General features: G+C 63.9%; 19 protein-coding genes and 1 tRNA gene. 12 read left to right on the top strand and 8 right to left on the bottom strand.

The window, feature by feature from the left end; genetic code table 11:
* The first annotated feature begins 23 nt into the window (after positions 1-23).
* Positions 24-97: transfer RNA gene (locus BMG03_RS16530), tRNA-Gly, on the top strand.
* Between the two features lie 108 nt (positions 98-205).
* Here the strand turns inward: BMG03_RS16530 and hemP are convergent.
* From hemP to BMG03_RS16520, 3 genes are all read right to left on the bottom strand, one after another.
* Positions 206-355, bottom strand: a complete 150-nt coding sequence (gene hemP, locus BMG03_RS16525) for a hemin uptake protein HemP (RefSeq protein WP_075774069.1) — start codon at positions 353-355, stop codon at positions 206-208.
* Positions 352-519, bottom strand: coding sequence for a hypothetical protein (locus BMG03_RS20805; protein ID WP_157771603.1), 168 nt, complete (start codon positions 517-519; stop codon positions 352-354). The genes hemP and BMG03_RS20805 overlap by 4 nt, the downstream gene beginning before the upstream one ends.
* Positions 520-695: 176 nt before the next feature.
* Positions 696-1,580, bottom strand: coding sequence for a glycosyltransferase family 2 protein (locus BMG03_RS16520; RefSeq protein ID WP_075774070.1), 885 nt, complete (start codon positions 1,578-1,580; stop codon positions 696-698).
* A 151-nt stretch (positions 1,581-1,731) separates the two neighbouring features.
* On the opposite strand from BMG03_RS16520, the gene miaB reads away from it, so the two are divergent.
* Positions 1,732-3,054, top strand: coding sequence for a tRNA (N6-isopentenyl adenosine(37)-C2)-methylthiotransferase MiaB (miaB, locus tag BMG03_RS16515; RefSeq protein ID WP_075774071.1), 1,323 nt, complete (start codon positions 1,732-1,734; stop codon positions 3,052-3,054).
* A 75-nt stretch (positions 3,055-3,129) separates the two neighbouring features.
* On the opposite strand, the gene BMG03_RS16510 is transcribed toward miaB, so the two are convergent.
* Positions 3,130-3,498, bottom strand: a complete 369-nt coding sequence (locus BMG03_RS16510; RefSeq protein ID WP_075774072.1) for a hypothetical protein — start codon at positions 3,496-3,498, stop codon at positions 3,130-3,132.
* 509 nt (positions 3,499-4,007) lie between these two features.
* Here BMG03_RS16510 and BMG03_RS16505 point away from each other — a divergent pair.
* Positions 4,008-5,018 (top strand): PhoH family protein, encoded by a 1,011-nt coding sequence (locus tag BMG03_RS16505; protein ID WP_075774073.1) that lies wholly within the window; start codon positions 4,008-4,010, stop codon positions 5,016-5,018.
* Positions 5,019-5,303: 285 nt separating this feature from the next.
* Here the strand turns inward: BMG03_RS16505 and BMG03_RS16500 are convergent, their stop codons facing one another.
* Positions 5,304-5,552 (bottom strand): accessory factor UbiK family protein, encoded by a 249-nt coding sequence (locus BMG03_RS16500; protein WP_075774074.1) that lies wholly within the window; start codon positions 5,550-5,552, stop codon positions 5,304-5,306.
* A gap of 126 nt (positions 5,553-5,678) precedes the next feature.
* On the opposite strand from BMG03_RS16500, the gene lgt reads away from it, so the two are divergent.
* The 4 genes from lgt to BMG03_RS16480 all read left to right on the top strand — a co-directional run bounded on the left by lgt (position 5,679) and on the right by BMG03_RS16480 (position 9,892).
* On the top strand, positions 5,679-6,581 hold the full coding sequence (lgt, locus tag BMG03_RS16495) for a prolipoprotein diacylglyceryl transferase (RefSeq protein ID WP_425275170.1): 903 nt from the start codon (positions 5,679-5,681) through the stop codon (positions 6,579-6,581).
* Complete coding sequence (locus BMG03_RS16490; protein WP_075774076.1) at positions 6,578-7,660, top strand: class I SAM-dependent methyltransferase; 1,083 nt, start codon at positions 6,578-6,580, stop codon at positions 7,658-7,660. Before lgt ends, BMG03_RS16490 begins: the two co-directional genes overlap by 4 nt.
* 25 nt (positions 7,661-7,685) lie before the next feature.
* On the top strand, positions 7,686-8,438 hold the full coding sequence (pgeF, locus tag BMG03_RS16485) for a peptidoglycan editing factor PgeF (protein ID WP_075774327.1): 753 nt from the start codon (positions 7,686-7,688) through the stop codon (positions 8,436-8,438).
* Between the two features lie 659 nt (positions 8,439-9,097).
* Entirely contained in the window at positions 9,098-9,892 is a 795-nt protein-coding gene (locus tag BMG03_RS16480; protein ID WP_077701304.1) for a Hint domain-containing protein, read from the top strand.
* Between the two features lie 174 nt (positions 9,893-10,066).
* Here the strand turns inward: BMG03_RS16480 and BMG03_RS16475 are convergent, their stop codons facing one another.
* Positions 10,067-11,887 carry a M3 family oligoendopeptidase gene (locus BMG03_RS16475; RefSeq protein ID WP_075774077.1) on the bottom strand — a complete coding sequence of 607 codons (1,821 nt, stop codon included), beginning with the start codon at positions 11,885-11,887 and terminating at the stop codon, positions 10,067-10,069.
* A gap of 233 nt (positions 11,888-12,120) precedes the next feature.
* On the opposite strand from BMG03_RS16475, the gene BMG03_RS16470 reads away from it, so the two are divergent.
* Genes BMG03_RS16470 through BMG03_RS16455 form a run of 4 tightly spaced genes read left to right on the top strand, consistent with a single transcriptional unit; the run spans position 12,121 to position 16,067 of the window.
* Positions 12,121-13,533, top strand: a complete 1,413-nt coding sequence (locus BMG03_RS16470; RefSeq protein ID WP_075774078.1) for a circularly permuted type 2 ATP-grasp protein — start codon at positions 12,121-12,123, stop codon at positions 13,531-13,533.
* A gap of 4 nt (positions 13,534-13,537) precedes the next feature.
* Positions 13,538-14,500, top strand: a complete 963-nt coding sequence (locus BMG03_RS16465) for an alpha-E domain-containing protein (protein ID WP_075774079.1) — start codon at positions 13,538-13,540, stop codon at positions 14,498-14,500.
* Entirely contained in the window at positions 14,497-15,309 is an 813-nt protein-coding gene (locus BMG03_RS16460) for a transglutaminase family protein (protein WP_075774080.1), read from the top strand. Before BMG03_RS16465 ends, BMG03_RS16460 begins: the two co-directional genes overlap by 4 nt.
* Before the next feature lie 32 nt (positions 15,310-15,341).
* Positions 15,342-16,067: a proteasome-type protease gene (locus BMG03_RS16455; RefSeq protein ID WP_075774081.1), complete on the top strand. Its 726-nt coding sequence runs from the start codon at positions 15,342-15,344 to the stop codon at positions 16,065-16,067.
* On the opposite strand, the gene BMG03_RS16450 is transcribed toward BMG03_RS16455, so the two are convergent.
* On the bottom strand, positions 16,048-17,031 hold the full coding sequence (locus tag BMG03_RS16450; RefSeq protein WP_075774082.1) for an alpha/beta hydrolase: 984 nt from the start codon (positions 17,029-17,031) through the stop codon (positions 16,048-16,050). The two genes, BMG03_RS16455 and BMG03_RS16450, sit on opposite strands and share 20 nt — an antisense overlap.
* Positions 17,031-17,318: an SCP2 sterol-binding domain-containing protein gene (locus BMG03_RS16445; RefSeq protein ID WP_075774083.1), complete on the bottom strand. Its 288-nt coding sequence runs from the start codon at positions 17,316-17,318 to the stop codon at positions 17,031-17,033. Before BMG03_RS16445 ends, BMG03_RS16450 begins: the two co-directional genes overlap by 1 nt.
* 134 nt (positions 17,319-17,452) lie before the next feature.
* On the opposite strand from BMG03_RS16445, the gene BMG03_RS16440 reads away from it, so the two are divergent.
* Complete coding sequence (locus BMG03_RS16440; protein WP_233242988.1) at positions 17,453-17,956, top strand: tetratricopeptide repeat protein; 504 nt, start codon at positions 17,453-17,455, stop codon at positions 17,954-17,956.
* The last annotated feature ends 10 nt before the right edge of the window (positions 17,957-17,966 follow it).

Raw genomic sequence — 17,966 nt, 5'->3', positions numbered from 1 at the left:
GACCGCTAAGGAGAGGCCAGAGTGCGGGTGTAGCTCAATGGTAGAGCCGCAGCCTTCCAAGCTGAAGACGTGGGTTCGATTCCCATCACCCGCTCCATTTTCCCCAAGATCACTGTGATACGCGTCTTCGAGACGAAAAAAACCGCCCGACGGACGATCGGGCGGCTTCAGACGTTCGGGATGTGCGGGGCGCGCAGTGTTGCGCTCATTTGGTCAGGATCAGCTTGCCCGCCTTGGTGATGCGCAGCGTATAGACCTGACCGTCCAGCACGATATGGGCGAGGTTGCCCTTGCCGGTCAGCACCTCCGCGTCATGGACGGGCAGGGCGTTGGCGAAGCTTTCATTGATGCTCATCTCTGGCCTCCCTCGATCCGGTCGAGCGTCGCTTCGAGCGCGCTTTGGCCCGGGGGGAAACCGCTGCACAGCGCCTCGACGATGTCGCGCAGGCTCAGCGGCGGGTCGGTATCAACATGCGTGTCGGCCCGGTATCGGGGGCCGGGGGAAGAGGGGCGTTTCATCTCCGGTCTCCATCTCGCGATATGCGGCTCGTCGGGGATCGACTGGCTGATGGAAATAACCTGAGTGAAATTATCAGAATTGTAAAGATGATTCTTTTACTAGGGAATTGCGCAGGGTGCTCTGCGCCCGCGCAGAGATAACGGGGGAACCGTTCGGAATCAGTTTGAGGGGCGGATCAGAACCACTGGCCTGGTTCGATCAGACCCAGATCCATGAGTTGCTGACTCGACCAGTTGAAGCGCTCGGAATTGACCCAAGTGAAGCTGTGCACGTCATAGGTCGAGCCGGGATTGAACTTCAGCGCCTTCGCCACCCGGAACGAGGCGGTCGCACAGGTCAGGTTATGGTGCCATGGGCAGGAATAGGTGTTGTATTCCTCGTCGTTGAACGTGTGATCGGGGCGCAGCTTCAGGCCGGGTTTGGCGCGGAACAGGGCGATCCGGTCGATCTTGCGGCGCTCGGCGGGGACGTGCTCCTCAAAACGCCAGCGCAGCCCCCCGAAGAAATCGAGCTGCCGCTCCTTCGGGTGGTCGTGGTTTTCGGGATCGAGCCGGGCGAGCGCGTAATAGCCCGCCTTGTCGAACATCGCGTTCTCGGTATCGACGCCGTTCGGATGCGCCTCCAGATCGCCGGTATAGAGGTCGATCACATAGCTCAGCATCGAGGCGCGGCGTTCTTCGGTGTGGAAGCTCAGCACCTCGCCGATCGTGCGGCTCTCGCAGAAGGGGAAGAACAGGTATTCCGCGTTGAAGCAGTAATAGAGCCAGGTGCCCCCGGGTACTGCAGCGATGATCGGGTTGATCGCGAGAGGGGCTGCGTCGCGGCGGTTCAACTCGAAATCGATGCGGTGGATTTTCGTCGGGCTGTCGGCGGCCAGATCGTCCGGCAGATCCATCGCGGCATGGCCCAGAACCAGCAACACCGGGAAGCCGAGGTCGATATGGTGGCGGATCGTGCTCTCCAACTCGACCCCGTCCTCGGCTAGGATCACGCCGACCGGACCTTTGGATAGCGCTGCGCTCTGACGGGTGAGGAAATCGATCAGCGAGGAATATTTCATGCCCGATTTAGCCCTTTCGCGGGGTCTTCGGGCGCAGGATCGGGGAAGGCCCGCATGAAATCAAGCCTTTACGTCCCGCGCCATGCGCGACCTTGCGGGAAAGGGCGGTTTGGCTGTATCAGGCCCGCTGGAAAGACGCGCGAGGATTGGCATGAGCGACGCTCCGAAAAAGCTGCATATCAAAACCTATGGCTGTCAGATGAACGTCTATGACAGCGAGCGAATGGCCGAGGCGATGGGCGCCAAGGGCTATGAGCTGACCGACGATGTGGGCGCAGCGGATATGGTGCTGCTCAACACCTGCCATATCCGCGAGAAAGCGGCCGAGAAGGTCTATTCCGATCTGGGGCGCCTGCGTCCGTTCAAGGAGGCCAAGCCCGACCTGAAGATCGGTGTCGCGGGCTGCGTCGCGCAGGCCGAGGGCGACGAGATTTTGCGGCGCTCGGATCTGGTGGATCTGGTCGTGGGCTCGCAAAGCTATCACAAGCTGCCCGAACTGGTCGCCCGCACCGACAATGGCGCGCGCCCCGTCGAGACCGAGTTTCCGCTGGAAGACAAGTTCGACCATCTGCCCGCGCGCCCCGTGCAGGCGCGCCCGACTGCGTTTCTGACCGTGCAGGAAGGTTGCGACAAATTCTGCGCCTTCTGCGTGGTGCCCTATACGCGGGGGGCCGAAGTTTCGCGCCCTGCAGAGAAAATCCTGCGGGAAGCGCAGGCGCTGGTCGAGAAAGGCGTGCGCGAGATCACGCTCTTGGGTCAGAACGTCAATGCCTATCACGGCGAGGGAGAGGGCGGTGACTGGTCGCTCGCGCGGCTCGCCCGGTCGCTCGCCAAGATCGACGGGCTGGAGCGTATCCGCTACACCACTTCGCACCCGAATGACATGGAAGACGATCTCATCGCGGCCCATGGCGACGAGCCGAAGCTGATGCCCTATCTTCATCTGCCGGTGCAATCTGGATCGGACAAGATCCTCAAGGCGATGAACCGCAAGCATACGGCGGAGAGCTATATCCGCCTGATCGAGCGTATCCGCGCCGCGCGCCCCGACATCGTGATCTCGGGCGATTTCATCGTGGGCTTCCCCGGCGAGACCGATCAGGATTTCGAGGACACGATGTCGCTGATCCGGGAGGTCAATTACGGCATGGCCTATTCGTTCAAATACTCGCCGCGCCCGGGCACGCCCGCGGCTGGCGCGAAAGGCGCGGTGCCTGCCGAGGTCGCGGACGCGCGGCTGCAAGAGCTTCAGGCGCTTCTGACCTCGCAACAGCGGGCCTGTCAGGAGAGCATGATCGGGCGCGAAGTGAACGTGCTCTTCGAGAAGCCCGGTCGTCTGGACGGCCAGTGGGTCGGCAAATCCGATTACCTGCAGGCGGTCCATGTCTCGGGCGAGGGGCTCGGTCCCGGCGTCCTGGCGAAGGTGCGGATCACCGGTACGGCGCCAAATTCGCTGGCGGGCGAGTTGATCTGAGCGCGCAACGCGTCACTGCATCAATTGAAAAGGCCGCGTCATCCGCGGCCCTTTCTTTTTGGAAGCCTTCGCCGATCAGTTCGGGCCGGGCGGATCGTTCGCGATCGCTTTCAGAAGCTCTTTGCGCAGACCTTCCGGGTTGCCCACGAGGCTCTCGTTTCTGCAGATTTGCGTCGCGAGGCCGTTCGCATCGCCGTAATCGTAGCCGAACGCCACAAGGTCATCGACGAAGCTGCCCTGCGGGTGATCCCAGATCGTCTCGCGCCAAGGGCCACGGAAGCAATCGATATGAATCTGTTGCTTGCGGGTCGGGCCGCAGACGGTCTTGTTGTTGACGTGATCGCGCCCCACCGGGCCGGTGTAGCAGCTCGTACCGGCCTGGGCGGCGCCAGCGAATGCCATACCGGTGAGCAGCGCGGCGGCGGTGATTGCAATGGTCTTCATCTTCAGAGACTCTCCTGATCGGGCAGCGGAATAACATAGGTGCTCGTGATCCTTCCGACCCGAGCACCATCTGCCCGCAGTTTGCCCAGATTGAACCCAAATTGGCGAGAGTTTGTCGATATTTGCCGGGCATGTGAAAACAATGGCAGGAAAAACATGGAGGATGTTTAGCCTTCCGCGACAGTTTTCCCGCTAAGGTTGTGTAAAGCTTGCCTTTTCCCCACGCGATTCTGCGTCTTTGACGGGCCCTCGGCGGCTTGGCGATTCGGGGTTGTCGCGCGGGGCAACCGTGCCACGGATGCTCGACCCGCTCAGCGACTTGCACACCAGATCGACCCGTCTTTGCCTAAAAAACAGGCGAAGTGACCAGACGGAACCGCGCTTGGGTTTTTTCGTTTCAGTTTGATGAAATTCGATACCTCGCCTAGGAGGGCGGGAAACCAGTGCTTGCGTGAATCCCCCAAGGCAGGCACCATATCTTTACCAAACCAGCTAGGGAGACTCTGTATTTGGGCTTCAGCGCGATCACACCCCCGCCTCGCTCTCAGGATGCTCACGAGACGCTTCTTGAGTTCCCCAACAACCGGCTGCTGATCGATCTTTGCGGTGAATTCGACCGCAATCTGGCCCAGATAGAGCACAAGCTGCAGGTTCACATCCTCCGGCGCGGCAATCAGCTGGCCGTGGTGGGCGAGCCGGAGGCGCAATCGCAGGCCGCCGCCGTGCTGCATCAGCTGTATCAGCGCTTGGAACAGAACAAGCAGATCGACGCCGAAGAGGTGGATGCCGCGCTGCGCATGGCCGATCTGGGTGGCACCGGGACCACGGTGGACGAGCAGCTCGAGATGTTCGAGGCGGGCAAGTTCGAGATTCGCACCCGCAAGAAGCAGGTCGAGCCGCGCACCGAGGCGCAGAAGGCCTATGTGAAGCACCTCTTCGAGCACGAGCTGGCCTTCGGGATCGGGCCGGCGGGCACCGGCAAGACCTATCTCGCCGTGGCTGTGGGCGTGACCATGCTGATCGGCGGGCATGTCGACAAGATCATCTTGTCGCGTCCGGCCGTCGAGGCGGGCGAGCGTCTGGGCTTCCTGCCCGGCGACATGAAGGACAAGGTCGATCCCTACATGCAGCCGCTCTACGACGCGCTGAACGACTTCCTGCCCGCCAAGCAGCTCGCGAAGCTGCTGGAAGAGAAGCGGATCGAGATCGCGCCGCTCGCCTTCATGCGCGGGCGCACGCTGTCAAACGCCTTCGTGGTGCTCGACGAGGCGCAGAACGCCTCGACCATGCAGATGAAGATGTTTCTGACCCGCCTGGGCCAAGGGTCGCGGATGGTGATTACAGGCGACCGATCGCAGGTGGACCTGCCGCGCGGGATGCCTTCGGGACTGCAGGATGCCGAGCGTATCCTCGGCCATGTCGAGGGGATAAGCTTCAACTACTTCACAGCGAAAGACGTGGTGCGTCACCCGATGGTCGCGAAGATCATCGACGCCTACGATCAGGCGGAAGGTACCTGAAGCCGGGAGGCTTTAGCGAAGAATTAGTGATTTGCCCGCGCCTCGGCGCGGGCATTTCGCTGTGTGGTGACGTGTCTGGAAATCTGACAAAGGGCCGCGCCTGCCCCTCGAGAGGGCGCTTTGTCGCGGGGGGCGTGGCGCTTTGTCTTGCAATGCCGCATGATATCCGAACGCGCGATGATATCGCCAATGCGCCGTCCCCGGGGGCCGGTCGTCCCCGCACGGGGCCAACGAAAAACGCCCGGCCATTCGGACCGGGCGTTTTCAAATTCCATCGCGAAGACCTCAGCCTTCCTTCTTGCCTTCCAGCGCCTCGATGCGGGCCTTCAGCGCGGCGTTCTCTTCGCGGGCTTTCTGCGCCATCGTGCGGACCGCGTCGAACTCCTCGCGGGTCACGAGGTCGCGGTCGGCGAGCCACCGGTCCATCCAGCTTTTCATCGCCGTCTCGGCCTCGTCCTTCGCGCCTTGGGCCACGCCCATCGCGTTGGTCATAAGCTTGGACATCTCGTCGAACATCTTGTTGGGCGGCTGCATTGGCATCCCCTTGCGGTCAATTTCTGCTTCCCTGACTATATGGGCCGCGTCGGTGCCGCTGGCAAGGTTGACTTCCCGGCCCGCGCAGGGCTTTCTCGCGGCGATTTCTGACAGGAGACCGCCTTGCTGCCTCTGGCCATTCCCTTCCCGCAATTCGATCCGGTCGCCCTTACGATCCCCGGTCTGGGCCTGCCGATCCGCTGGTATGCGCTGGCCTATATCGCGGGGCTGATCGCGGGATGGCGGATCATCGTGGCGCTGATGAAGCGCGATACGCTCTGGCCGACGAACAGCGCGCCGATGGCGCCGGGCAAGGTCGAGGACCTGCTGACGGCGGTGATCGTGGGTGTGGTGCTGGGCGGGCGGCTCGGTTTCATCCTGTTCTACGAGCCTGCATGGTATCTGGCGCATCCGCTCGACATCGTGAAAGTCTGGCAGGGCGGCATGTCTTTCCATGGCGGTTTCCTGGGCACCCTGGTCGCAGGCTGGTGGTTCGCGCGCCGTCACCACGTGCCGAAGCTGCAACTCGCCGACGCGATGGCGTTGGTGGCGCCGATCGGGCTGTTTCTCGGACGGATCGCCAACTTCATCAAGCCGGAGCTTTGGGGGCGTCCGACGGACGTGCCGTGGGGCGTGATCTTCCCCGGTGAACTGGCGCAGACCTGCCTCGGGATCGCGGGGCAGGTGGACGGGTCTTGCGCGCGCCATCCCTCGCAGCTCTACGAGGCGGGGCTCGAAGGGCTGCTGCTGGGACTGATCCTCTGGGGGCTGGTGAAGTTCGGTCGTTCGCTGAAGCGTCCCGGGCTGAGCCTCGGCGTCTTCCTGATGGGCTACGGAGCCGCGCGCGCCTTCGTGGAGCTGTTCCGGCAGGGCGATCCGCAGTTCGTGACCCTCGGCAATCCCTATGGCCACGTGATCCGCTTCACGGACGGTTGGGGGCTGACGATGGGGCAGGTGCTGTCGCTGCCGATGATCGCGGTGGGGTTGTATTTCGTGATCCGCGCGCTGCGCGCGCCGAAAGCATCGTGACCCCGCTGGGCGACATCCTTGCCGCGCAGATCGCGGCGGAGGGGCCTATGCGGCTCGACCGCTATATGAGCGTCTGCCTGCTGCATCCCGAACATGGCTATTACGCGACCCGCGATCCGTTCGGGCGCGCGGGCGATTTCATCACCGCGCCGGAGATTTCCCAGATGTTCGGCGAGATGCTGGGCCTGTGTCTGGCGCAAGCATGGCTCGATCAAGGGCGGCCTGCGCCGTTCATCTTGGCCGAGGCTGGGCCGGGGCGCGGCACGCTGATGGCCGATATGCTGCGCGCGATGAAGGCGGTGCGCGGGATGGTGGACGCGGCAGAGGTGCATCTGATCGAAGCCTCACCGACCCTGCGCGAGATTCAGAAGCAGAAGCTCGCGCCGCATCGGGTGGTGTGGCATGAGACCATCGACGCCCTGCCAGACTCCCCCCTGTTCCTCGTAGCGAACGAGTTTCTCGACGCGCTGCCGATCCGGCAGTTCCAACGGGTCGAGCAGGGCTGGGCCGAGCGGCAGATCGGATTGTCCGACGAGGGCGCGCTGACCCCCGGCCTCGCCCCGCCCACGCGTTTCGAGGCTCTGGAGCCGCGCATGGCTGACACCGTGCCGGGCAATGTGGTCGAGACCTGTGCCGCTGCGGTGAGTTTCACTGAAAGGCTCGCAGCGCGGATCGCGCGCCACGGCGGCGCGGCGTTGCTGATCGACTATGGCAACTGGCATTCCAAGGGCGACACGTTTCAGGCCCTCAAGGCGCATGAACCCGTCGATCCCTTCGCGACACCGGGTGAGGCGGACCTGACCGCCCATGTCGATTTCGAACCTCTGGCGCAGGCGGCGCAAAGGGTCGGGGCCAAGGTGTCGGCGATGACCGCGCAGGGCCTTCTGCTGGAGCGGCTGGGCATCACGGCGCGGGCGCAGCGCCTCGCGCAGGCGTTATCCGGGGCCGCGCGCGAGACCCATATCGCCGCGCATCGCCGCTTGACCCATCCCGAGGAAATGGGTCACCTGTTCCAAGCTCTCGCACTGGTGGCGCCGAATGCGCCGCTGCCGCCGGGCTTCGACCCAAACACCGACTGAGCCATTGGGGGGCACGATGTCGACGATGCTCGAAATTCTGACCTCACCCGCCTTGGGGGCGGTGAAGCACGGCTTCTTCACCCGCAAGGGCGGGGCGTCCTCGGGCATTTTCGCCGGGCTCAACTGCGGCCCCGGTTCGTCGGACCAAAGCGAGGCGGTGCGCACCAATCGGGCCCGTGCCGCAGACGCGTTGGGGGTTGAGCTGAACGCGCTGCAGGGCGTCAATCAGGTGCATTCGCCCGATGTCGCAGTGATCGAAGAAATCACCGATCCGCCGCCGCGCGCCGATGCGGCGGTGACCAAGGTGCCGGGCATCGCAATCTCGATCCTGACCGCCGACTGCCAGCCGGTGCTGTTCTCGGACCCGAAAGCGGGCGTTATCGGCGCGGCCCATGCAGGCTGGCGCGGCGCGATGGAGGGGGTGCTGGAGAACACGCTCGACGCGATGGAGCGTCTGGGCGCGCATCGCGAGGACATCACCGCGGTGATCGGGCCGTGCATCTCGGTTCATTCCTACGAGGTCGGCGAGGACTTCATGGAGCAGTTCCTGATGGAAGACATGGATTACAGCCGGTTCTTCTCGCCCGGACCCTCGGGCAAGCCGCATTTCGACCTGCCGAGCTTCTCGCTGCACCGGCTGCGCGAGGCGGGCGTCGGTGAGGCGGAATGGATGCGTCGCTGCACCTACCGGGAGCCCGAGCGCTTCTATTCCTACCGCCGCGCGACCCATGCGGGGGAGGCCGATTACGGGCGCCTGCTCTCGGCGATCCGCCTCTGATCGATCTGGGGGCGCGGGCGGCGCGCCGCCCGCACATGAGATAGCTCTGAAACAATCGGCCTTGCCGCATTCGTTCGTTTCCTTGCGCGAAAAATTCCCACTCTCGCCCCATGCTGGCCCCATTGCGCGGTCACAACAGTCCTGAACCGGATCGAAGACGATCCTGAGACGAGGGGACAACAACGTGAACAAGCAACAACCGACCCGCCGCTGGATGAAAACCGCGCTGGACTCCGCACGTAAATGCGACACGCCGATGCCGTGGGCGCGCAATGCGCGCAGCGCACAGACGCGTCGCACGGCGGCGGCCGCGCCGCGGAGGGTCGGCGCCGCACAATGATCTCCCTTCTCGCAACGCGATCGCAATTGGTCATGCGGATCGCAATGCGAAACTTGGCCGGGCGCTGCCACGCCCGGCCATTTTCATCACCCGCTTCCAGTGCCTCTGGAGGCGGGTGATTCGCTTTGAATGTGGTGAGACTGTGGCGGTTTGTGCGCGCCCGGGAAACCTGCCGTTAGGGCAGGTCTCGACTGCTCGGGGATCGTGAGACAATCGCATCAAAAATTTGACGGGGTCACCGGTTTTAGCCATGTTGTGAGCGTCTCTCTGCAACCGGTGGGGGCCGATGCAGCCGTGAGAAGACCGAAAGGCCTATCGCATGAATCTACCCCACCGGACGGCAGCGGCCGCGCTCCGTCCCGACAGTTCCGAACCGCCTCTGCCGCGCCCTTTGCGTGCGAGCCCGAATGCGCCGAAACGCGCCCTGCGCGCCTCCGCGATGACGCGCCGTTATGCCGCGTGGTGGCTGGAGGCAGATGGGTTTATCGAGGAAACCTCCCGCGTCGCCCCGGCGATTCCGTTGTTCGAGGAGGCGTTCTCTGCCTTGGCGCGCGGCGCTGTGATCGCGACCGAGGAGGGCCCCGTCTCGATTGAGGATGTGGTGCCCGGGATGCGCGTCCTGACCGCCGACGAGCGGGTTGAGACCGTCACCTGGAAAGGGTCGATGACGATGTTCCCCGCCGCGAAGGACAAGGCCGCGGGGATGATCCGCGTCACCGCCGAGGCATTCGGGCATGGTCGTCCGTCGCAGGATCTGGTGTTGGGCCCCCATGCGCGGATTTGCCTGCGCGACGCGCGGCTGCGCGCGCGTCTGGGGATCGAGGCGGCCTATGCGCCGATTGCGGCTTTCGTCGACGGGGTGAGCGTGATCGAGGTCGCGCCGATCTCGCCGGTCTCCGCCTATCATCTGGTGCTGGAGCATCACGGCTCGCTCAAGGTTGGCGGCATGGAGGTCGAGAGCTTCCACCCAGGCGAAGGCTTCGAGCGGACGATCGATCCTCGGATGGCGGAACTGTTCCTCGCGCTGTTTCCGCAGATGGACAGGCTGCGCGAGTTCGGCCCGCTCGCCGCACCGCGGCTGACCCGGTTCGAGGTGGAAGACATGCTGATCTGAGCGAGAGCCTGCAAGGGGTAAAGGCTCCGGTCGGAGTTGACGGCGCTCGTGGGGAGCCGGTCACGGAAAACGCCGCGCGTTGAGAACCTCGCGCGGCGTTTTTTGTTGCGGGCCGGGGAGGGGGCTCTGCCCCCGCGCTTGCGCGCCCCCGGGATATTTCAATCAAGGAGAAGTTCAGGCCTTCTCCATCGCCTCCAGCTCGTCGATGAAGCTTTCGATCATCGACAGGCCCTTGTCCCAGAAGGCCGGGTCGGAGGCGTCGAGGCCGAAGGGCGCGAGCAGTTCTTTGTGGTGCATCGAGCCGCCCGCTTCCAGCATCGCGAAATACTTGTCCTGGAAGCCCTCGGGCGCGGCCTCGTAGGCGGCGTAGAGCGCGTTCACCAGCCCGTCGCCGAACGCATAGGCGTAGACGTAGAAGGGCGAGTGGACGAAGTGCGGGATGTAGGACCAGAAGGTCTCGTAGCCGTCCATGAATTCGAATGCCGGGCCGAGGCTTTCGCCCTGCACAGACATCCATAGCGCGTTGATGTCCTCAGGCGTCAACTCCCCTTCGGCGCGCGCCGCATGCAGCTTGCACTCGAAATCATAGAAGGCGATCTGGCGGACGACCGTGTTGATCATGTCCTCGACCTTGCCGGCCAGAAGCGTCTTGCGCTCTTCGCGGGTCTTCGCCGCAGCGAGGAGTTTGCGGAAGGTCAGCATCTCGCCGAAGACGGAGGCCGTCTCGGCCAGCGTCAGCGGCGTGTTGGCCAGCATCTCGCCCTGTTTCGCGGCCAGCACCTGGTGAACGCCGTGGCCCAACTCATGCGCCAGCGTCATCACGTCGCGCGGTTTGCCGAGGTAGTTGAGCATAACGTAAGGGTGGACGGTCGTCACGGTCGGATGCGCGAAGGCGCCCGGTGCCTTGCCCGGCTTCACGCCCGCATCGATCCAGCCTTTCTCGAAGAAGGGCTGCGCGATATCGGCCATGCGCGGATCGAAGCCGGAATAGGCGTCGAGCACGGTGTCCTTCGCCTCGTCCCACATGATGTCGCGCGGGGCTTCGGTCGGCAGCGGCGCGTTGCGGTCCCAGATCTGCAGCTTCTCGAGGCCGAGCCATTTCGCCTTCAGCTTGTAGTAGCGATGCGACAGACGCGGGTAGGCCGCGACCACGGCGTCGCGCAGCGCCTGCACCACTTCCGGCTCCACGTCGTTCGACAGGTGGCGACCGGTCTGCGGCGTCGGCATCTTGCGCCAGCGGTCCTCGATTTCCTTTTCCTTGGCCAGCGTGTTGTGGATGCGCGAGAAGGTGCGGATGTTCTCGCCGAACACGTGCGCCAGCTCCTTCGCCGCCGCTTCGCGTTTTTCGCGATTGTGGTCGGAGAGGAGCGTCGTGGTGGCCTCGAGCGACAGTTTCTCGCCCTGCACCTCGAATTCCAGCGCCGCGGTGGTCTCGTCGAAGAGGCGGTTCCACGCGGCAGCGCCGACGACCGATTGGTCGTGGAGGAATTTCTCCAGCTCGTCGGAGAGCTGGTAGGGTTTCATCGCGCGCATGCGGTCAAACACCGGCTTGTAGCGGGCGACGCGCTCATCGGCGAAGACGGCCTCGTAGGTCGCGTCCGGGATGCGGTTGAACTCAAGGCTGAAGAAGACGAGCGGCGTGGTGTAGGAGGTGATCTTGTCCTGCGCATCGGACAGCAGCTTCACCCGTGCCGGGTCGGTCGTGTTCTGGTAATAGCGCAGGCCGACATAGGACATCACGCGGCCCGCTTTCTCGTCGATTTCCTCGTAGCGCTTGATGCAGTCTGCCATGCCCGCCGCGTCGAGATCGGCCAGCCTGCCTTCGTAATCGGCGGCGAACTCGGCGCAGGCTTTTTCCAGCCACGCCATGTCCTTGCTCAGTTCCGGCGCGTCGGGGGCGGGGTAGAGATCGCTGAGATCCCATTCGGGCAGATCGCCGAACGCCCCTGCATTGGCATTCGCGTCGAAGACGGGGCGGCGGTGTGTCAGCGTCATGGGCATCCTCATGTATGTCTGGCTCATGTATGTTTGGTTGTTTTCCAGATAGGGGCAGGGGCGCCGTCGTGACAAGGGCGCGGGCTCGCTGGGTGTTGCACAATTTTTCGGCAGATGCCGCGAAATGAGCGATCCCCGGGCGCGCCGCGTTGCTTAACTTTGGGCATCGCCTTTTACTCCTGAGGCACACGGCCTAGACTTAAATAAAAGACTAGGGGGGCATATCCGGCGCGATGACAGAGTATTTCAACGAGATGTTCGACGGCGGCAAAGTGCGTCAGCCCTATAGCGGGCTCGATGGCTGGATGCGCGAAATGCCCTCCGAGCTGCGCGCAATGAAACAGGCCGAGGCGGAGGCGCTGTTTCGCCGGATCGGGATCACCTTCGCGGTCTACGGCGAGGGCGGCGACCCGGACCGCCTGATTCCCTTCGACATGTTTCCACGCGTCTTCACGCAGGCTGAATGGCGTAAGTTGGAGCGCGGGATCAAGCAGCGCACCCGGGCGCTGAACGCCTTCCTGCTCGATGTCTACGGGCGTGGCGAGATCGTGCGGGCGGGGCGTATCCCGGCGCGGCTGGTCTATCAGAACGATGCGTTCGAGCGCGCGGTTTCGGGCTTCATCCCGCCGCGCGGCATCTACAGCCATATCGTCGGCGTCGATCTGGTGCGCACGGGGCCGGATCAGTTCTACGTGCTCGAGGACAACTGCCGCACGCCCTCGGGCGTCTCATATATGCTGGAGAACCGCGAGATCATGATGCGGATGTTCCCGCAGCTGTTCCGCGAGAACCGGATCGAACCGGTGGATGGATATTCGGACGCGCTGCGCCGCACCTTGGCCTCGGTCGCACCGGCGAAATGCGAGGGCGAGCCGACGGTCGCGATCCTGACGCCGGGCCATTTCAACTCGGCCTATTACGAGCATTCCTTCCTCGCCGACCTGATGGGCGTCGAGCTGGTGGAGGGGCCGGACCTGTTCTGCGAGGGCGGCTTTTGCTGGATGCGCACGACCGAAGGTCCGAAGAAGCTCGACGTGATCTATCGCCGGATCGACGACGCTTTCCTCGATCCGCTCTGCTTCCGCCCGGATTCGATGCTGGGCATTCCCGGCCTGATGGATGTCTACCGCTCTGGCGGTGTGACGATCTGCTCGGCACCGGGCGCGGGCGTCGCCGACGACAAGGCGATCTACACCTTCGTGCCGGAAATGGTGCGCTTCTATCTTGGCGAAGAACCACTTCTGGAAAACGTGCCGACGTGGCAATGCGCCAAGGCCGACGATTGCAAATACGTGCTCGAACATCTCGACGAGCTGGTGGTGAAAGAGGTTCACGGTTCCGGCGGTTACGGCATGCTCGTCGGGCCGAAATCGACGAAGGAGCAGATCGAGAATTTCCGCCACAAGATCGAGGACAATCCCGAGAACTACATCGCCCAGCCGACGCTCGCGCTGTCGACCACGCCGACTTTCGTGGAAGAGGGCGTGGCTCCGCGCCATGTCGATCTGCGGCCCTATTGTCTCGTCGGCGAGAAGATCGAGCTTGTCCCCGGCGGGCTGACCCGCGTCGCGCTGACTGAAGGGTCGCTCGTCGTGAACTCGTCGCAGGGCGGGGGCGTGAAAGACACCTGGGTTTTGGCGGAGTGATCGAATGCTGAGTAGAACCGCTGAAAACCTGTTCTGGGTCGCGCGCTACATGGAGCGCGCAGAGACGATGGCACGGCTTCTGGAGGTCGGCGCGCGGATCGCGCTGACGCCGTCGACCGGTCATGGCTACCGTTCCGAATGGGAGAGCCTGCTGCAAGCCTCGGGCACTGCCGATGGCTTCTCCGAGAAATACGGCGACCCGGTGCAGCGCAACATCGAGAGCTACCTGTTCTTTGATCGCGACAACCCGTCCTCGGTGATATCCTGCGTCGAGCGTGCACGGGAGAACGCGCGCATCGTGCGTACGGCGATCACCGGTCAGGTCTGGGATACGCTCAACACCGCGTTCCAGGAGATCCGCCAGATCGAGCGTCAGCCGCGCTCTGAATGGGAGATTACAGAGCTGTGCGAATGGGTGGCCCGGCAATCGGCGCTGCTGCGTGGAGCGATGGACGGCACGATGCTGCGCAATGACGGGTTCTTCTTCATGAACCTCGGTTATGCGCTGGAGCGGGCCGACAACACCGCGCGTCTGATCGACGTGAAATATTTCGTGCTGCTGCCCTCGGTGGAGATGGTGGGCTCTGGCCTCGACAATTACCAGTGGCAGGTGCTGCTGCGCGCGCTGCAATCCTATCGCGCCTTCCACTGGGCCTATGGCGGCGAGCTGACGGCGTCGAAGATCATGCATTTCCTGATCCTCAACCCGGCCAGCCCGCGCTCGCTGATATCGGCGACGCGCAAGGCGATGCACCACCTCGACAATCTCGAAAGCTTCTACGAGGTCGAGCCGGGCACCGGCCTGCCGCAGATGCGGGCCAAGGCGCTGATGACCGAGCTGAACCAGACCCAAGTCGCCGAAATTATCGAGGAAGGCCTGCACGAGTTCCTCACCCGTTTCATCGGCGAGATCGGGCAGCTTACCGCGCTCGTTCAGCAAACCTACCTGTCGGGAGATGCGCGATGATCCTCACCGTCAACCATGTCACCACCTATGATTACGACGCGCCGATGGGGGCCGCGGTGCAGTCGCTGCGCATGTTCCCCTCGCGCTTCGAGGGCCAGCGTGTCATCGAATGGGACGTCTCGGTCGAAGGCGGTCTCCGGGGCGGGTCGTTCCGCGACGGCGCCGGTGACCGTATCGAGGGCTGGTCCATCCGCCCACCGGTCGACGAGGTCGCGATCACCGTGACGGGGCAGGTCGAAACTTTCGATACCTCGGGCGTGCTGCGCGGTCACCGCGAGCTGGTGCATCCGATGGCGTACCTGCGCGAGACCGTCGCGACATGGATCGACGACAGTCTGGCGGCGCTGGCCGAAGAGGCCGTTGCAGGGGCCACGGAAAATCTCGATCGGGCGCATCGCCTCAGTGCCGCGATCTCCGAAGCGATCGCCTACAAGCCGGGCGCCACCCATTCGCACACCACAGCCGCCGAGGCGCTGGCGCAGGGCGAGGGGGTCTGTCAGGACCATGCCCATGCGCTGGTCGCGGTAGCCCGCTGTGCCGATCTGCCTGCGCGCTATGTTTCGGGCTACCTGTTCGCGGCCGATGATGGCACCCCGCACGAGGCCGCCCATGCCTGGGCCGAAATATGGATCGCGGGCATCGGCTGGATCGGCTTCGACCCGGCGAACAAATGCTGCCCGGACGAGCGCTATATCCGCCTCGGCTCCGGGCTCGATGCGCGCGAAGCCGCGCCGATCCGTGGCATCACCCAAGGCTCGGGCGAGGAGCGACTGCACGTCACAGTTGCCTTGGACCAAGTCCAGCAATAGATTGCGCGCTTGTCAGGGATCAGGGAACGAACATGACCTATTGCGTAGGCCTCTTGCTGAACGAGGGGATGGTGCTGCTGTCGGACACGCGGACCAATGGCGGGCTCGACAACATCGCGACCTATCGCAAGATGTTCACCTTCGAAGAGCCGGGCGAGCGTGTGATCGCGATCATGACCGCGGGCTCGCTCTCGGTCACGCAAACGACGCTGGCGCGGTTGCGCGAGGCAGCGGATGCGAGCGACGCGACGGGCGACAGCTCGATCATGGAAGCGCCGACGATGCTGAAAGTGGCCGAGATCATCGGCAACACGATGGCGGGCGTGCGCAAGGACATCACCAGCCGGATGGATGCCGAGCGGGTTTCGACCTCGGCCTCGATGATCGTCGCGGGGCAGCGCGCGGGCGGTGAGATGCGGATGTTCCTGATCTACCCGGAGGGCAACTTCATCGAAGCCACCGAGGACACGCCCTTCCTGCAGATCGGCGAGCATAAATACGGCAAGCCGATCCTCGATCGCGTGGTCCGTCCGGACACAAACCTGATCGATGCGCAGAAGGCGGTACTCCTTTCGATGGATTCGACGCTGCGCTCGAACCTCTCGGTGGGGATGCCGCTCGATCTGGCGGTGATCAAGAAGGACGAGTGCCGGATCTCCAGCCAGCGCCGCATCGAGGCGGGCGACAATGATTTCGCGGAAATGTCGGAAGCCTGGTCGAATGCGCTGCGCGACAGCTTCACGCAGATTCAGCTTTGACCGGGTCGCGGGCGTCCAGCCCGCCCGCCGCGTCGAACAGCGCGGTGCAGCCGTCGTAGAAGCGTTTCCGCGTTGCGGGGATTTCCATCATCAATTCGTGCTCGGCGTCGGGGATCACGTCCAGCGTGCCTTTTGGCCAACGCCCCATCCGGTCATGGACCGAGGGCGTGTGAACGATCTTCTCCGCCCCGCCCAGGCCGCAATAGCAGGGCAGGTCGGGGGAGGGCAGGGCTGCCAGCGCCTCGCATTCCAGCAGGCTCTCGGCGACCCAGTGGATCGTCGGGCCGGCCAACGTCAGTTCGGGGCGCTTCGCGGCCTGCTCGAGCAGCCAGGCCCACATCCCGGGATCGCGGGTCAGGCGGTTCGCCTCGAAACTGTCGCGGTAGACATAGGTGGTGCCGTTCATGCCGGGCGGATAGTTGTTCGCGAGGAAGCCGTCGCCCAGAAGGTTTGCCAGCACGATGCGGAACGGGTGCAGCAGCGGCGAGGTGGCGATCCCCCACATCGGCGCGGAGAAAGCCACCGCGCTGAAGCGATGGTGTTCATGCATCACCGCGCGCAGCGCGATTGCGCCGCCCATCGAATGGCCCACTATGTAATAGGGTTGCGGCAGACCGAGCTCGTCCGCAGCGTCGATCACCGCATGCAGATCCCACTGGTAATCCTGCAAGCCGCCGACATGGCCCTTCTCGGGTGCGTCGGGCAAAAGCCGGTCGGCCAAGCCTTGCCCGCGCCAGTCGATGGCGAGCATGGCATAGCCCCGGGCCGCGAATTCCGCGGCCGCAGGGCCGTATTTTTCGACATATTCGGTGCGCCCGCATCCCAGAAAGACCGTGCCGCGTGGTTGGGGCGGTGCTGGCCAATGTGCGAAGCGTATCCGCACCCCATCTTCCGCCGTCAGCCAATAGGCAGCGCCGCCCTCGGGGGCGCGCGCGATCTCTTCGAAAATCGGGGCGCGTTCCATCAGGCCAGAGCCGCACCCAGCTGCATGGCGAGGCCCATCGAGCCGTCGACCGAAAGTTTGCCGGACATGAAGGCCGCGGTCGGGTTCACGTCGCCGTTGAGCATGCCTTCGAAGGTCTCGCGATCGGCGGTCAGAACGACTTCCGCGTCGTCGTCGCCTTCACGCACGCCGTTCTCGTCGGCAATGATCGAGCCTTCGCCTTCGATCACGAATTTTGCAGTCGAAGAAAACCCATCGGGCAGTTTCGCCCGCAGCGCCTCAACGGCCTTGTCGATAACCTCGCTCATCGCGTCCTCCAATTTTGATGGCCGGGCTCTCGCATTCTCCGGCAATTGCATTACAGTCATGATTTATGTGGCAGCGATTTGACAGATACAAATGTGTCGTCACGGCATTTTGCTTTTCGGCGATGCTGGGAACAATGGCGGCATTCCCCGCTAGCGCCGAAACCGCAGGTCTGGACCCGTATTTCAAAGAGTTGGCCGATCCCAACGATCCGGGCTGGTCGCGCGCCGAGGCGGACATCCGCAGGGCGTGGTCGCGGTCTGGATCCGCAGCGATGGACCTGCTCCTGAAGCGCGGCGAAGAGGCGCTGGACGCCGGCGATACCGAGGCCGCGATCGAGCATTTCACGGCGCTCACCGATCACGCGCCCGATTTCGCCGCTGGCTGGAACGGGCGGGCGACCGCCTATTTCATGGCCGGGCTCTATGGCCCGTCGGCGGCGGATATTGCGCGTACCCTGAAGCTGGAGCCGCGACATTGGGGCGCGCTTGCAGGTCTGGGGGCGATCCTCGAGGAGATGGGCGACGACAAGCGCGCGCTTGAGGCCTATAAGAAGTCTTTTGCCTTGAATCCGCATCAACAGGATGTGAAAGACGCCATTGCGCGCCTCGACGAGGCGCATCAGGGCACGGCTCTCTGAGAGCTGGAAC

It is taken from the genome of Thioclava nitratireducens, from assembly GCF_001940525.2.
Lineage (GTDB): Bacteria > Pseudomonadota > Alphaproteobacteria > Rhodobacterales > Rhodobacteraceae > Thioclava > Thioclava nitratireducens.
The sequence above is the reverse complement of the archived record's forward strand: the minus strand, read 5'-3'. Positions and strand labels throughout refer to the sequence as shown.